Source organism: Shewanella sp. MF05956 (assembly GCF_059758055.1).
This window is the reverse complement of the sequence record NZ_JCAYNV010000006.1, coordinates 229,369-244,427: the sequence shown is the minus strand read 5'-3', so window position 1 is coordinate 244,427 and position 15,059 is coordinate 229,369. Positions and strand designations below refer to the sequence as shown.

11 protein-coding genes and 1 pseudogene are annotated in these 15,059 nt (G+C 42.5%); 5 read left to right on the top strand and 7 right to left on the bottom strand.

The window, feature by feature from the left end; all coding sequences use genetic code 11:
- Positions 1-274: 274 nt before the first annotated feature.
- The 4 genes and pseudogenes from AC19MX_RS09035 to AC19MX_RS09020 all read left to right on the top strand — a co-directional run.
- Positions 275-421: pseudogene (locus AC19MX_RS09035) on the top strand (cobalamin-binding protein); the annotation flags it as partial.
- Between the two features lie 281 nt (positions 422-702).
- Positions 703-954, top strand: a complete 252-nt coding sequence (locus AC19MX_RS09030; RefSeq protein WP_124729983.1) for a superinfection immunity protein — start codon at positions 703-705, stop codon at positions 952-954.
- A gap of 124 nt (positions 955-1,078) precedes the next feature.
- Positions 1,079-1,303 (top strand): PspC domain-containing protein, encoded by a 225-nt coding sequence (locus tag AC19MX_RS09025; protein ID WP_432405169.1) that lies wholly within the window; start codon positions 1,079-1,081, stop codon positions 1,301-1,303.
- A 218-nt stretch (positions 1,304-1,521) separates the two neighbouring features.
- Positions 1,522-1,845, top strand: a complete 324-nt coding sequence (locus AC19MX_RS09020; RefSeq protein ID WP_498297740.1) for a hypothetical protein — start codon at positions 1,522-1,524, stop codon at positions 1,843-1,845.
- A 62-nt stretch (positions 1,846-1,907) separates the two neighbouring features.
- On the opposite strand, the gene AC19MX_RS09015 is transcribed toward AC19MX_RS09020, so the two are convergent.
- A complete protein-coding gene (locus AC19MX_RS09015; protein WP_432405065.1) occupies positions 1,908-2,882 on the bottom strand; it encodes a GGDEF domain-containing protein in 975 nt (324 codons plus the stop codon).
- A 1,057-nt stretch (positions 2,883-3,939) separates the two neighbouring features.
- On the opposite strand from AC19MX_RS09015, the gene AC19MX_RS09010 reads away from it, so the two are divergent.
- Complete coding sequence (locus AC19MX_RS09010) at positions 3,940-5,817, top strand: methyl-accepting chemotaxis protein (protein WP_498297738.1); 1,878 nt, start codon at positions 3,940-3,942, stop codon at positions 5,815-5,817.
- 108 nt (positions 5,818-5,925) lie between these two features.
- Here AC19MX_RS09010 and panP read toward each other — a convergent pair whose 3' ends face one another.
- The 6 genes from panP to AC19MX_RS08980 all read right to left on the bottom strand — a co-directional run bounded on the left by panP (position 5,926) and on the right by AC19MX_RS08980 (position 15,001).
- Complete coding sequence (gene panP, locus AC19MX_RS09005) at positions 5,926-7,572, bottom strand: pyridoxal-dependent aspartate 1-decarboxylase PanP (protein WP_498297736.1); 1,647 nt, start codon at positions 7,570-7,572, stop codon at positions 5,926-5,928.
- A 198-nt stretch (positions 7,573-7,770) separates the two neighbouring features.
- Positions 7,771-8,940 (bottom strand): glycerate kinase, encoded by a 1,170-nt coding sequence (locus AC19MX_RS09000; RefSeq protein ID WP_432405074.1) that lies wholly within the window; start codon positions 8,938-8,940, stop codon positions 7,771-7,773.
- 16 nt (positions 8,941-8,956) lie between these two features.
- Positions 8,957-10,315, bottom strand: coding sequence for a GntP family permease (locus tag AC19MX_RS08995; protein WP_498297734.1), 1,359 nt, complete (start codon positions 10,313-10,315; stop codon positions 8,957-8,959).
- A 145-nt stretch (positions 10,316-10,460) separates the two neighbouring features.
- On the bottom strand, positions 10,461-11,615 hold the full coding sequence (locus tag AC19MX_RS08990; RefSeq protein ID WP_498297732.1) for a sugar diacid recognition domain-containing protein: 1,155 nt from the start codon (positions 11,613-11,615) through the stop codon (positions 10,461-10,463).
- 296 nt (positions 11,616-11,911) lie between these two features.
- Positions 11,912-13,999, bottom strand: coding sequence for an MtrB/PioB family decaheme-associated outer membrane protein (locus AC19MX_RS08985; protein ID WP_498297730.1), 2,088 nt, complete (start codon positions 13,997-13,999; stop codon positions 11,912-11,914).
- Positions 14,000-14,011: 12 nt separating this feature from the next.
- Positions 14,012-15,001 carry a DmsE family decaheme c-type cytochrome gene (locus AC19MX_RS08980; RefSeq protein WP_498297728.1) on the bottom strand — a complete coding sequence of 330 codons (990 nt, stop codon included), beginning with the start codon at positions 14,999-15,001 and terminating at the stop codon, positions 14,012-14,014.
- Between the last annotated feature and the right edge of the window lie 58 nt (positions 15,002-15,059).

Below are 15,059 nucleotides of genomic sequence, written 5' to 3'. Positions count from 1 at the left end.
ACACCTTACGACCCCGAATATGCAGCTTACTTAGGTACGCGCAAGCGGGCAAAGGAAGGTAGAAACTCATGGTTCGAACCCGTCTTGGCTGCGATATAGGGTGCTGGGTAACAGAACACGCCTTAGCGGAGGCTTGAGCCGTATGCAGTGAAAGTTGCACGTACGGTTCTTAGGAGGGCGGCACTTGGTAACAGGTGTCGCCTATCCGACAGAAATTAGCTTAAGGGACAAGTTTTGAACTGTTTTTATAAATGTTTACCCTGACGCCACTAAATTGAACTGGGCCGATTGGCCAGAACTTCCCGCAGTAAAAAAACAGCATATATATCAGTTCGATGCAGACTTACTGCACCGTGCAACCCCAAGAGCGATTCAAGGCGTTAATGCAGTTTGCGGGGCGTTGGATAAAGTACGAAATTAAATAACAAGTAGCCTTTTCTGAGGATTATCGTCTTATAACGTGTATTTGCACTTTCCTTTTTAATTTCAGTATCTAAATGTTAAACAATGCCTTGTACCTGTTTTAGTTGCATATTCTGCAATGACTATTGTAATGTTACTGAGTTGTTATTTTTATTGGCGTAGTTTCAGTGTAAACGTGCATGGCAAAGAGCTAACAAAACGAGCAGATGACGATTTTCTCTTTGCTGCGTTATGTCTAAATATGAGTAAGATTTATCAATTTTAAAAAGGATTAAGTAAATGGATTTTATAGATAAAACGTTGGCAAGTGACAATTATATGTTTATGGCTGCGTTAGTGATAGGCGGGCTTATTCTTTGGTTTCTTCCAGCACTTCTTTCGTTAATTTTTAATAGAAAACACTTCAAATACATTCTATTGGCTTGTATCCCAGCAGGTCTGTCTTTTATCGCCTGGGGCGGCGTGATGGTATGGGCCACCACAGGTAAAGTCTTTGGTAAATATGCTAACAAAATCAAAGAAGAAACTTAACAAATAGTCAGAGCATTAAGCACCGTAGCGTTAATTTTATGGCCTACGGTTACTAACGTCATGATGCTTCGTTACACCAGACCAAGAGGAAATCAACGGCTTGGAAAGTCTAGATAATATAAAAGTGCTAACTCGTGGCGAATCTGCAATTATTGCTGGCGTTTGCTCGGGCATTGCAGAGTATTATCATTTGCGAAAAAACAGCATCAGGTTAGTATTTTTGTTAACTAGCCTATTTTTTGCTATTCCAATATTCGTTTATGTTGTTTTATGGTTAGTGTTACCAAAATACCCAACGACAGACGCCATGGCCCGTGACTTACGACGAAAAAAGCGACAAAGAAAATAAGCTAACAGCAAAGAATTTAAAGCAGAGTATCAGCGCATTGGTTTGTTAAAATAAGGTGTCATCAGATCATACGGTTCAATCTGTTAATCATTTTGACAGGAGACTGGTAACGTTGTAGCAGAATGTAGATGGGGTATCGATCTTATCCTATAGGTGATTGATGTTTTGAAAACCGCCTTACGAATAAGTGTTAACGCATTTTTTAAGGATATTTGATAATGGATATGTCTCAAAAGGAAATCGCAGTGATTAAAGCTGCTATGACATCACGTAATAAAAGTAAGTGGATGCAGCCCGTGTTATTCATGATATTAGTTGGCCTTTTAATCGCCATGTTGTTTGGTGTTTTGCCTCATGAACAGTTTACCTATCTGGCTATTTTCTTAGTCTTTTTCACGATAATATTACCACAATTAGGTGGTTCGCCAAAATATAATGAACTCGTTGATATCCTTGAAAAAAAGTTGCCGCAACACGACACTATGGAAAACATGTTGTCTCAAGAATTAAATAAAATACAAGTTAACCAAAATGTTAAATAACGTCTTGTTTGACGGGGAAGTTTTGTTGAATAATGACATCTCACCGTTATGCGTTAATAACACTATTTGTGGCTAAAAACTGCGCAATCACGACCTTTTGCTTTAGCTTGATAAAGTGCTTCATCGGCACGTTGCAACCAAGTGTCTTCGGTTGTACCTGGTACCCAATGAGCAACACCAAATGACACCGTTACCTCTTCACCATCTGGTGTTGTTAACTCCTTTTTAATCGTTGTGCGAAGGTCATCAAAAAACGTATGTTGTCTATCGTTATTCTCGGGAATTAAGAGTACAAACTCTTCCCCACCAAATCGGTAAAGTTTGTCATATTTACGAATATTCGATGTGGTAATGGTGACAAAGTCTTGCAGTATTTTGTCACCAACAGCATGGCCAAATTTATCATTAACTTTTTTGAAATAATCTAAATCTAGTATGACCAAAAAATATTTAATATCGTTATGCTCGGCGTTAGCCAGGGCGACTTTCAAATCTGAACTCATTGCTCGACGATTAAAGGCACCCGTTAATACGTCCACCGTATTAAGTGTTTCAAGTAAACGAAATTGCTTTAACCCATGGCTGGCATAAACGAAGGCACTTAATGACAACATTGACGTTGTTATAATGAAAGAGTCCTCTGAAATAGTGTTAAAAATATCAGATAGTTCTACTACCGAAATACCGGCGATAATATTTATACAAAAGGCTTCAACTGGCTTTACCAAAATGAAAGTGCTTGCGAAGACGGGGTAAACCCACAAAAAACTATCAACTCCGTTAGCGATTGCGATGATGACAACACCTGCATTAATAAATACTGCTATCACCGCACTTACCATTCGGATTTTTTTCGAGTAATACGCGTATGTGACTAAAGATATAATCCCTAGGATAAGTATTGTATCAATGATAGTCGCCGTGAAGTTTCCAGCCAAATAACGTATCACTACAAATGGGGAAACGCCTAACACAGCGACAGCACTGAGTAGCAACAATAACGACAGTTGATATTTTTCTTGTAGCTGATTAATCATGACGTTACTCGTAGTAAAGTGAATTATGATACTTATCAAGCTGGCTTAATTAACAAATGCATTATTTGCTTGAGGATCCAGCCAGTCTTTTTGCTCTAGAATACTACATAATAGGGTATTTTTTCTTACCTATAATCTACATAGGGTAGTCTTTTAACAATCAGAATTTAGTAAGAACAGAGTAAATATTTATATTTGCACTGCGGCATCATTTACGTTGGTCATGAGATCACGTAGTTTCCTCGTCTTGCACCCTTGTTCCTCCGTTCTAACCCTGCCAACTCGCCTCTAGTTTACGCCTAATATGATGTTCTTATTCATCAGGTCGCAAATTTACTCGCTGCTTTCTCTGGAGCAATCCTGATGGTGGTAATTTGTTTACTCATGCTGGCTTCATCTTTACACCAGTTGTCTATCTCAGTCGGTGATTCATTGATTTGGATGTTAATGATCGTTGATATGGAAAAAATTTTAAAAGTCTTGTATGGATTCAATACCTTGCTTCGTAATGTTTGGGGCGGACAGACAGTCAACTAAATTAGAGTTTATGGAGTATTTTATAGATGTGATTTAAGCGAAACCCTGAGCTCGCTTAAATAGATAGCTCCGCAGCTTCTGATTTGTCTGCATCACTCAAGATTTATGTTCATGATTTAGTTTGCTGGCCATTAATCGTGCAGGTCTGGCAGAAGATTTTTGCTCTCAAGGTTACTCAAGCCTGGTTTAAATAATTGCTGACTCACAAATCAATGATACGACGACTGACTATAGTTATAGCGCTATCTGGGATCTATTCGCTCCTAATCATTCGCATGTCTTTTTGATGAATACTGTTTTCGGCATATTTATGCCGTGCAGCTATTTAATTTTGGGGTTTTGAGCCGATAAAGTATTTAGTCACTTTATAAAGTCTCACCAAATCTCCACAGTGGCTTATAGTTATACATATTAAGTTGCTATATCTGTTAATGACATGGCTCAAAAGTTCAATTACTCAAAAGATCAATTACTCAAAAATAACTATGATTCAAAGTATGACAATAATTTAGGAGTGGCAATGAGCGCAAAATTCAAGTTGGTCAGCTTTATTGGTGGTTTATTTGCTGCCGTAATTGTATTGATCACTACCGTGAGTTACTTAAATTTTAAAGCATCATCTGTACATGATTACAGTGAGAAATTAGGTAATGAAGCTCATCTGATCGCGGATGCATTAGAGCAAAGAATGCTGCGTTACTTTGACAGCTTGTCGTTAGTCGCTGCAAATATGCCAATAGATGAGGGGCAACTTAATATTGATGAAATTAAGCTACAGTTGGCCCATGTAGAGAAAGATCTCGGTGTGTTAGAAGCCTATATTGGCCTGGAAAATGGTGAAACGTATTTACCTAATGGCGTAATTCCAAACTTTAATGCAGTAGAGCTTAAGCGTGAATGGTATGTCAGGGCTTTTGCTGGTGAACAATACATTGTCACTACTCCTTATATTAGTAGTACCGGAACACCAGTAATGGCGGTTGCCGTTCCTGTTATCCGTGGAGGAAAAATAATAGCGGTATTGTGCGTTAATATTGGAGTGCAATCGATTACCGATTTCATTGCTGGATTGTCTGAAAGTGGCCAGTTGTATGTGAGCCGAGAAGATGGATTTATTTTAGCTTCTAAGTATCCAGACCAGATTGGTAAAAATTTATTCGATGTACAACCTGATTTTGCCCCATTTAAAAACAGTGATTCAACAGGGATAAATTACCAACAGGCTGGCGAGGATTACTTTGCACTCAATGCTAAGTTAGCCGCCTTAGGTTGGAGTGTATGGTCTTGGGATCGTTGGCAGAATATTAATGCCGCATCAACAACCAACTTAATACTGAGCGTAGGTATTGCTGTGTTGGCATTATTGGCGTCATTGGCGCTAACGTATGTATTAGTGACACGGCTTATGTACCGCCCAATTGGTGGTGAACCAACCGATATTGAAGAAATCGTTAAACGAGTCGCTAAAGGGGATTTATCTGCTGCAGGGATTGGAACTGGCGATGAAACCGGCGTGTACGCCGCTACGTTAGTGATGGTGAAGCAACTCACCTCCACACTGCAGCGCATAAATAGCGCAAGTACTGAGTTAATGAAATCTTCAGATAAAATGTTTTCAGCAGCATCAAATGTGAGTCAAAGTTCGGAATCACAAATGTTGCAGTTAGAGCAAACGTCGACCGCCATGAATGAAATGACGGTTACTGTCGATGAAGTTGCTCGTAATGCTTTACAGGCGTCGACGGCCGCAGATGAAGCGCAAAAGTCGTCAGAAGGCGGTATCCAAATCGTGAATGAAATGAATACTGAAATTACCACCCTAGTGGGCGGGTTAGATAAAGTGGTATCAGTAACGACTCGACTTGAGCAAGAAACTCAGCGCATTGGCGGCATTTTGGAAGTGATTGATAGCATTTCGGAGCAAACCAACCTTTTAGCGCTTAATGCTGCTATTGAAGCGGCGCGAGCGGGTGAGCATGGTCGTGGTTTTGCTGTGGTGGCAGATGAAGTCAGAAACTTGGCTAATCGTACTAAAGAAAGTACTCGTGAAATTCAAGATATGATCAGCAAATTGCAGACCGAAGCAAAAGAGTCGGTGAGTTTGATGCAAGTGAATATGAAAAATGCCCAAAGTACTGCGGCGCGTTCTGCCAGTGCAAACGAAGCATTAGTAGCTATTTTGCAGTCAGTGTCGTTGATTTTAGATATGAATAACCAAATTGCCACCGCTGCTGAAGAACAAACCCATGTAGCGGCAGAAATTAATCAAAGTATTGTGGCGATTAATGATTTAGCAAAAGACACGTTTGATAGTGCACAAAGTAACAGCCATACCGCGACTGAGTTAAAAGGTATTTCTGCGCAATTGAACAAGTCTGTAGAGGTGTTCACTTTTTAAGCGTTGATCTTTTTACATGTGGTTTGCAAATGACTTTGGTTGATAACGCCTATTTACTGTTGATTTTTCAATAGTAAATAGGCTTTTTTAAGTTGCAGCTCACTCAGCTTAATTCATTAATGCCATGATTTGTGGTAAAAATTCATTGTCCAACGCGGCTATCTCAACTTGTTCAGTCAACACGTCATGCAATATTTGCTCGTTTGTGAGAGGGTTAGCTAATACCACTCTAAAAACTGTGGTGTGCTGCCTGAAATATTTGGCTGGTTTAATACGGGTACGAGAGACAAATGACTTACCTTGTTCACGTTGATGCTTTTGAATAAATTGGGTTAAGCCGTCGAGAAGCTCATTGATTTTACGAACCAAAGGCTCGTTATTGCTTGCTACTGCTTCGTTAAGTAACTGCTGAACTGTGCTGGGAATATATCGATAAGTGAGTAAACACAACTCAGGTTTGGTCACTAATTCAAACTCTGGGTGTTGCTCAATAATCGATGCAAAATAACGGGCTTTTTCTAGGCTGTTATTAATTAAAATCTCATAACCGTCGCGACCAATAATTTGCAGACACGCATGTACTAGCATAGCCATGCCTGGGCGAGAGCCCTCTAGTGTTTGGCTGCCTAAATCCTTAGAGCCCACACGTAAAATATATTCAGCATGATGCACAATGGCTTGTGCTAGCTCAGGATCTTTAAACATCACCATGCCGGCCCCCATTGGCACATACATCTGTTTATGAGCATCAATGGTGACCGAGTCAGCAAGTTCTATGCCTTTGAGTAAATGGCGGTATTTGTTCGACAATAGGCTTGCGCCGCCCCAGGCGGCATCAACGTGGAAATGGCATTGTAATTCTGCCGCAAGTTGAGCCAGTTCTGTCAATGGGTCGACATTGCCGGTTTCGGTTGTGCCTGCAACGCCGACAATGGCCATCACTTTAATATTTTGTGTCGCTAATTTTTTAGCGGCTGCGCGCATTGCCTCAACGTCGACTTTATTGTCATGATCCGTTGGGATACTCACAATGTTGTCGCGACCAATACCGAGTAAGTCAGCGGTTTTACCAAGAGAGTAATGGCCACGCTCAGACACTAAAATGGCTAAATCATCAAATCCATAAAACCGAAGCGCTTTTGGCATGCCTTCGCGAGTGATGCCTTTAAAGTCATCTTGCGGTTTGAGCAATCGGTTACGGGCAATCCATAACGCGGTGATGTTTGCGACAGTGCCACCAGAGCAAAATGCACCCAAGGAATGATTGGCGCTGTGCATCCATTGGTCATAAAAGTGACTTGGTTGTTGATAAACGAGGTGGTGCATCATGCCTAACACTTGACGTTCAAGCGGGGTAAAGGCTTTGGATGTTTCAATTTTAACTAAATTTTGATTCAATCCGACCATCATTTTAGACAACGGCAGTACAAAATATGGCAGGGCAGAGGTCATGTGGCCAATAAAGCTCGGCGCCGCAGTGTGAACGGAGTGGGCCACTAAATTACGCATGATTTCGTCAGCGTAGTCAGACACAAAAGTGGGGTCTACTGGAATTTGATGGGCATTAAAATCAGTTTCAATTTCAGCTAATGGCTTTTCTAATGCCGCAATGCTGTTACCTAAAAATCCGGCTAAGTCTTGTGATAACCTCTGTTCAATAATGCTTAGCGTCGATGAAGCATCTTCAGGTGCGGTAAAAATCCGCAATAAACTGTCTGCTGAAGCCTGTGCTTGACGCGGAATTTTTGAGGTCATTGTGCTTGCCGTAGTGGTGAGAACTGCATCCTATAGACGATGATAAATGCGTTAAAATGCGCGCTATGTCTACAGGACGAAAAGAGGGTGCTAACTTTACTGTAAGCCTTGCTTAGCTTCAAGTATTTATACTACTTACGCATTAAAAAGCGCCTAACACGATTGAGTATTAGGCGCTGGTGGTGGCTCACTTTACACTTAGTTTTGCTTGAATGAGAGCGACCATACCGCGGCAATATTCTGCGCCGTATTGGTTAGGTTTACCTGAGCATCAGACAAGACTTGTTCTAAAGATTGTACCGCAGGAATAATAGGGAAGATGGCTTTCATTCCATGTTGAATAATCGCATCAGCGTTATCACCTAAGCAGCCGGCTATCGCAATTGTGGGCACGTTGTATCTTTTGGCCACATTGAGCACACCCATTGGGGTTTTGCCATAGACAGTTTGAGCATCAATACGCCCTTCGCCTGTGATAACTAAATCGGCATCCTGGCAATGTTTTGCCAACTCAACGCTTTGGGTGACAATTTCAACTCCAGGTTTTAAGGTCGCGGCTAAAAGTGCCATTACGCCAAATCCCATTCCACCCGCCGCGCCCGCTCCAGCTTGATGTTCACAATCCAATGTAATCTGTGGTGTGTGTTGACGGTTAATCACATTGGCAAAGTGGGCTAATGCCTGGTCGAGTTGTTCTACCATGGCAGGACTTGCCCCTTTTTGTGGACCAAAAATGGCACTAGCCCCTCGAGGCCCACATAATGGATTGTCTACATCACAGGCGACTTCTATTGTGCAATCACTGATATTTGGGTGCAGTGATTGAATATCTATACTGTGCAATGTCGCAAGTGCTGCACCACCCAATTTAATATTGGTCCCTGCAATATCAGTGAGTTTTGCACCAAGCGCTTGCATCATGCCGGCGCCAGCATCATTGGTCGCGCTGCCACCTAAGCCTAAAATGATGTGCCTGATCCCCTGATTAAGTGCATCGGCGATTAATTCGCCAACACCAAAACTGGTGGTCAATAGTGGGTTTCGTTGTGTTGGTGGTACTAAATGAAGGCCTGATGCTGCCGCCATCTCTATGACGGCAGTATGCTGACCGTTTGCATCAGGTTGCCCAAGAATGCCATAAAATGCCTTTACCGGAGTGCCTAACGGCCCTGTAACGCGACGTTCTATTATATGTCCACCGGTTGCATCCACCATAGCTTGTACTGTTCCTTCGCCACCATCAGCCATGGGAACTTTACAATATTGCGCATCGGGGAAAATATGCTTAAACCCTTGCTCAATAGCGTTTGCCACTTCTAGTGCACTAAGGCTTTCTTTAAACGAGTCTGGTGCAATTACGATTTTCATATATGGCCCTGATAATTTACAGTAAAAATAAACTGAGGAGGTACACAGTAATCATGGCGGTGATACCTTGGATTAATGTAGCTGCCGTTTGTGCGCGGTAAGCTTGCTTAACACTCATGCGGCTAAACTGGGTGACAACCCAAAAGAAGCTGTCATTAGCATGCGATACTGTCATTGCGCCAGCGCCAATTGCCATCACTGTTAGTACGCGGCCCATTTCAGAATCAAGACCAATATCACCCAATAATGGCGCGACCAGTGCTGAAGTGGCCACTAAAGCTACCGTTGATGAACCTTGTGCTGACTTTAATGCACTGGCGACGATAAAGGGCATAAATATCCCGACGCCTAATGCCGATAAACTGCTGCCAAGGAATGCGCCAATTTCTGTTGCTTTTAACACTGCGCCAAATGCGCCACCGGCACCCGTGATCAGTAAAATAGGCGCAGCAACCACTAAACCTTGACTGATCCGCTCACTGAACTCGGCAATTTTTTTATCACTTTTTAAAAGTGATAAAGACAGCAGCAAACCAATCATTAAGGCATTAACCGGTTGACCTAAAAACACCAATATTGAAAATATGCCTTCTTCGCCAAGTGGTTTTGACGGGAAGCTGGCGATAGAGCCTAAACAAATCAACACAATGGGTACAAAAATCGGTGCAAATGCTTTAGTTGGGCTTGGTAATTTACCGTATGCATTTTTAAGGTCATCGAGTTGATCAAGTTGTTGAGTTAACTCTTCTGCGCCTTCACCGTCAGGTTCTTCGTTTTTAAAGCGGTTAGCCCAAAGCATGCCTGCAAATGCAGCGATAGCGGCCACAAAGACACCGACAGCAATGACTAAGCCTAATTGTGACTCTAGGCCTAAGTTGCCTGCAGCGGCAATTGGCCCTGGCGTTGGCGGTACAAATGTATGGGTAGCATAAAGCCCCGTCGCTAACGCAACACTCATTGCCACGTTAGACACCTTCATACGGTGGGCCATTGATTGCTTTAGCGAATTTAAAATCACGAAGCCTGAGTCGCAAAAAACCGGGATTGATACCAGGTAGCCGATAATCGACATGGTTAAGGTTGGAAAACGTTGTCCAAAAAGCTTTATGACCACTTCTGCCATGGTAATGGCCGCGCCACTTTTTTCTAAAATGGTGCCAATGATTGTCCCCAAGACAATCACCAAACCAATGTAACCAAGAATGCCACCAAAACCGTTAGTGATGGTTTTGGCAATTTCTTGGCTTGGCAGGCCGTAAGCAAAAGCGGCAATAAATGACGCTAAGATTAAGGTTAAGAACGGATGTAGTTTAAATTTGGAGGTGGCAACCACGATAAACGCGATCACGCCGAGTAGGATCAATATTAAGCCCATAGGTTACTCATTATTATTGTTTGAGGGTAAAAACACTCAACAATAGTAAATCATTAGGCCAAAATTGCTTTGTTCATTTGCATTAACTGCGTAGGTAGTTTGTTTTGTTTGTTGTGCATATGCACAATTCATTGTGCTGGTTAATTTATTCTGGCTGATGGATAAGTTGCCCGAGGTACAAACTGAGTAAGCCATTGAAATTATGCAAATCAATATTGGTCACGTTTTGAATTTTATCAAGGCGATAACGAAGGGTGTTTCTATGGATAAACAAGCTGTTGGCACACGCTTGTAAGTCACCCATGTGCTGTAAATATGCCGCTAAGGTTTTTTGTAATTGTTGATTATTGTCAGCTTCAATTAACTTTTGATAAGGCGCTGCAAGTGCATTACCTCGCCAGTGGTGACGTAAGCCCGAAAGTAACACCGGTAAGCTGTAGTCTTGATAAAGGTATTTGCTTTTTTCTGGGTGGTATTTTTTGCCAATGTCGAGGGTTTCTTTGGCTGTACGGTAAGAGTATGTAATGCCTAAATCACCACTAAAATAATGCCCTAATGCGATGTGTAAACGCAATTGCATGTTTGCTGGCAGGCGTTTGAGTAATTTATCGATGCGCTGGCTTTCAAGTTCGGGGTCAAATTGCTTACCGTCTAGAAATGCCGGTTTAAGGATCACTAATTGAGTGAGCGATGTCATAGCGATTAAATTGTCACGCATGGGGTGTTGCAGCAAGTACATCACTTGTTTGAGTGCTTGATTGTCTTGCTGAAAAGCCGCGTTATGACTGTCGAGTTCAATGATGGCTGCAACTCGTGGCACGGATAAATCAATACCCAATTGCAATGCCCACTGTTTTAGTGACGGCAGTTCTGCTTCGCTCGCAAGAATAAGCTGTGAAATAAACTCTTCTTTTTGGCGATTTTGCCACTGTAGCTGCTCTTGCAAGTTAGCTTGCTCGACAATCATTTCAGCCGTCATTTTAAGCAATTCGCCATAATGGCTTAAGGTGTCAGGCTCGCCTGTGATGCCAATTGCGCCAACAACTTGCCCCTGGTAGTGCAGAGGAAGGTTTAACCCTGGTTTTACGCCTTGTAAATTAGCGGCAATGGTGTGATTTATTTCGACGTTACGGTTTTGGCTAATGGCAAGTAAAGCCCCTTCATGAATGGTGCCGATACGGTGCTTTTCACCTGAACCGAGAATGACAGCTTGTGCGTTCATGACATTGATATTGTGGCCAATAATTTTCATTGTGCGGTCGACAATTTTACCCGCAATATCTGTATCAATTTGAAGCATGATCCCCTCGAACTTCCATCGTGTGTGGCAATAACGCCGCCATTGAGATCATGATAACTTATGTGTGTTGATAGTGGCAGTCAATGTTAAAAAAATGCATTTGAGGAGGGAGAGGTAGGTAGGGAAATAGCAAGAAAATGTGGGCAACATCCTTTTGCCCAAATTTCAATCACAAGGTATTCACCTTGTTAATATAATGTTAAATGCGGTTGTGTTGCAAGTTTTTTGTCCACAATATAAAAATGCCAACATAAAGATGTTGGCATTTAATCGTTAACACTATCGTTTATAAGTCTTTATAAGCTATAGCGCATGCTCAGCATAATCATATGTGCAGTGTAATCATGGTCTACATTGCCAAAGCTGACTACGTTCCAGATGGTGTCTGGGTTGAGGTCGTTGGCGTCGTCGTTATCAAGGTATTTTTCCATTTTGTAGTCAACACGAATGCTCATATTGTCTGTGGCTTGATATTGGCCATATAGATTGATGTTATGCACTTTAGCAAAGTAATCGCCGTAATCGCCGGTGATCCCCTGGCTCACTTGAGTGGTGCTGTCTGAATCGGAGTAGGAATAATCTAGGCCTAGTTTTAGTCGGCTGTCCATTAAGTTGCTGTAACTCATGCCTGCACCGACATAATCAATGGTGTCTTCAATATCAGCTTGCCAGTTGGCGACGCTGAAATTTGAACTGCCTGATTGTTCAGATTCAATGATTTGATGATTGTAAAATGCATTTAGCGATAGATCTGCATTGACCATGTAATGCAGATTAATATCGTAATAAGTGTCTGTTGATTTGGTGAGACCAATGTCGGTCTCAGTGTAATCGTCTAATGCGTAGCGTGCGCCAAAATCGACGGTTAAATCGGTTAAAGGTGTATGGCTGAAACGTGCTTCTATTTGGCTGCGGTCACGATCGGCAAGATAGTAACGACGTAATAGTGCATTTTGCTCTGATGACGATGACATCGATGCGTTATATTGTGAGCCATCACGCTGACTCACGCTGCCTTTTAACCACATATTCCACATGTCAAAGCTGTTAACATTGACCCGCGCCCATAAGGTGTCTTCATCGGTGGTTTCACGGTCTTGATAGCTACGCTCTTCGCGCTTAAAGTCGTAACCGCCATCAAGCTTTATACCGTGGGTAATACGATAGTCACTTGATAATTTGGCGCGGTGAGTGGTGAGATCATACGGCGTGTTGTACGCAGCTTCTCCGGTGACATCGTTGATACTGATTTGGGTCCATTGTTCGATTTGAGTTTTATTATCTCGGTCGTTGTAGTCATAACTGCCACTGACTCGCCAAGCGCGGTTAAGTCGTGTCACCGCCTTTAAGGTCGCGCCGGTGATATCCACTTTTGCATCAATACTGTTTGCGGGGAGTGGGTATCCGTAACCTATAGTCGTGAGTGTTTGATCTTGCGTCATTTGCCCAATCAGTAAGCGACCACTTAGGTTCGTCATGGCCATATTATATTGACCTAATAAAGACACTGTGTGGGCTTCGTTATCAGGATCTAGTGCAATATAGCCTGTGGTTTGTGCGCCAAATGTAGGATTAAATGCGCTGTCAAAACCGAGTTGATTATTGTCATTTTTAAACACTGAGCCAGTGTAATTTACACTGGTAAACCAATTGTCTCCGCGAAGCTTAATACCCGCATTGAGGATGTCGGTGGTGTAATCGACAGGCTCTGCCAACATCATAGACTGGTTATAAAAACTGCCTGATGTGGTTTTAGTACCGGTTTTCTCTTCACGTTGAAAATTCACATAAGTGGTAAACAGCGATTCTGTCTGGTATTCAAACCCAAGCCCTGTACGGTCACGCGTTAATGATAGTTCTACAGGATTTAAGCTACTGTAGAGCATTGGCATGTCAGGGCTTGAGCCTGCTGTGACCCAATTGTCTGGCAGTGATAGGTAATCACTGCCAATATTTTGATATGGGCTTAACGCACTGTTTGATTGATAGTGGGCAAAAGAGCGGTAGTTAACATTGATGTTATATACGCTTTGTTTACCGACATCGATATCGATACGGCCATTATCCATACCGAGATTGTGAGCCTCAACATTTGCTTGATAACCTGTTTCGCCTTTATAGCGAATATCCGCGTCTACTTTGCCTGCTACTTGGTTACTGCTATTGAATGCATTGGCAGATTGAATATCATCTTCGCCGTTATAGGCTATGCCTGCTTCGACGTAACCTGTTGTGCCAGTTTCAACCACGCAACCTTTACATTGCCAGGCATCGAATTTAACGCTGTCTGTTTTTGCATTCATTAAGCCATAGCCTTGTGCGAATAAGCCAAAACTACAACTTGATAATAACGCTAAGGTGATGATGTTTAATTTTGTTTTCATGTCGTTATCTCCTTAGCGCTGCAATAACTTGCCCGATGGATGGTTTGATCCATGGACTTGGCTATGACAGTTTAAGCAGCTTCGTCCGCCAGTAAATGCATTGCCAGTTACTGTTGAACCCATATCGGTGTTGCCAAGGTAGGCACTACTTGTGTGGCCGTCGCCTGAGTGACATTGCTGGCATAATTGTGGAGCACGCGTTTTTAACATTGCATCATTAACCGACCCGTGAGGGTTATGGCAATTTGCGCAATTTTCTGTCACGGGTGCATGCTCCCACAGCTTTGGGCCGCGCTTCTCTGCATGGCAGGTATAGCAAGTTTCGTTAACAGTAGGTTGAACAAGATCTGCATCACTTAAGCTGCCATGGGCATTATGACAATCGCTACAGGTCATTTGGTTCCATTTCATAGGATGACTTGTCCGTTTGTTCATGTCGGCTTTTTGTTTAGTGTGACAGCTGGTACAAACGTCCATTTCGGTTTGCTTTGATAATACAGGGTCGTGCGCGGCATGAACGCTGTGACAAGAAGCACAGGCTACGTCTGCATTTGCATGATGGCTGCTTTCCCATGTCATGCGTTTGTCGTCATTGTGACAACTCATACAAACGCTGTTTTGCTTATCGGTTGCGAGGCTTGAGTTCGGGCCAAAGGTAATCATCGGCTCTTTGCCGCCGCGATTGTGGGTGCCTAATGGGCCGTGGCATGCTTCACACTGTAGGCCTGCCATTGGGCTTTTTGATGAATCAATTGCACCATGGACACCTTTAAAGAGGTCCATGACTTTTTCTGATTTTTTATGACACATTAAACATGAGTCTGCGCCTTTAGGGGAGTATTTTCCTTCGGCGAATTTTTTATCGAGTGTGGCTTCAACTTCAGCCGGTGTCATGGTGGCATCCCACTTTGCAGCGTGTACTTGATTTGACAAAAATACGGTTGATGCCGTCAAGCAAAGTAGGGCGAGTAGTAGGGTATTAATTTGGTTTGTGGTCTTCATAAGTAGACTTCCTAATTTGTCCATTGTGATGATCAACAGTCTGATAATGTATGTCACA

What these genes read in the sequence shown, in the direction of transcription:
- AC19MX_RS09030 (WP_124729983.1), top strand. Translation starts at nt 703, where the DNA reads ATGGATTTTATAGATAAAACGTTGGCAAGTGACAATTATATGTTTATG.
- AC19MX_RS09020 (WP_498297740.1), top strand. Translation starts at nt 1,522, where the DNA reads ATGGATATGTCTCAAAAGGAAATCGCAGTGATTAAAGCTGCTATGACA.
- AC19MX_RS09015 (WP_432405065.1), bottom strand. Translation starts at nt 2,882, where the DNA reads ATGATTAATCAGCTACAAGAAAAATATCAACTGTCGTTATTGTTGCTA.
- AC19MX_RS09010 (WP_498297738.1), top strand. Translation starts at nt 3,940, where the DNA reads ATGAGCGCAAAATTCAAGTTGGTCAGCTTTATTGGTGGTTTATTTGCT.
- panP (WP_498297736.1), bottom strand. Translation starts at nt 7,572, where the DNA reads ATGACCTCAAAAATTCCGCGTCAAGCACAGGCTTCAGCAGACAGTTTA.
- AC19MX_RS09000 (WP_432405074.1), bottom strand. Translation starts at nt 8,940, where the DNA reads ATGAAAATCGTAATTGCACCAGACTCGTTTAAAGAAAGCCTTAGTGCA.
- AC19MX_RS08995 (WP_498297734.1), bottom strand. Translation starts at nt 10,315, where the DNA reads ATGGGCTTAATATTGATCCTACTCGGCGTGATCGCGTTTATCGTGGTT.
- AC19MX_RS08990 (WP_498297732.1), bottom strand. Translation starts at nt 11,615, where the DNA reads ATGCTTCAAATTGATACAGATATTGCGGGTAAAATTGTCGACCGCACA.
- AC19MX_RS08985 (WP_498297730.1), bottom strand. Translation starts at nt 13,999, where the DNA reads ATGAAAACAAAATTAAACATCATCACCTTAGCGTTATTATCAAGTTGT.
- AC19MX_RS08980 (WP_498297728.1), bottom strand. Translation starts at nt 15,001, where the DNA reads ATGAAGACCACAAACCAAATTAATACCCTACTACTCGCCCTACTTTGC.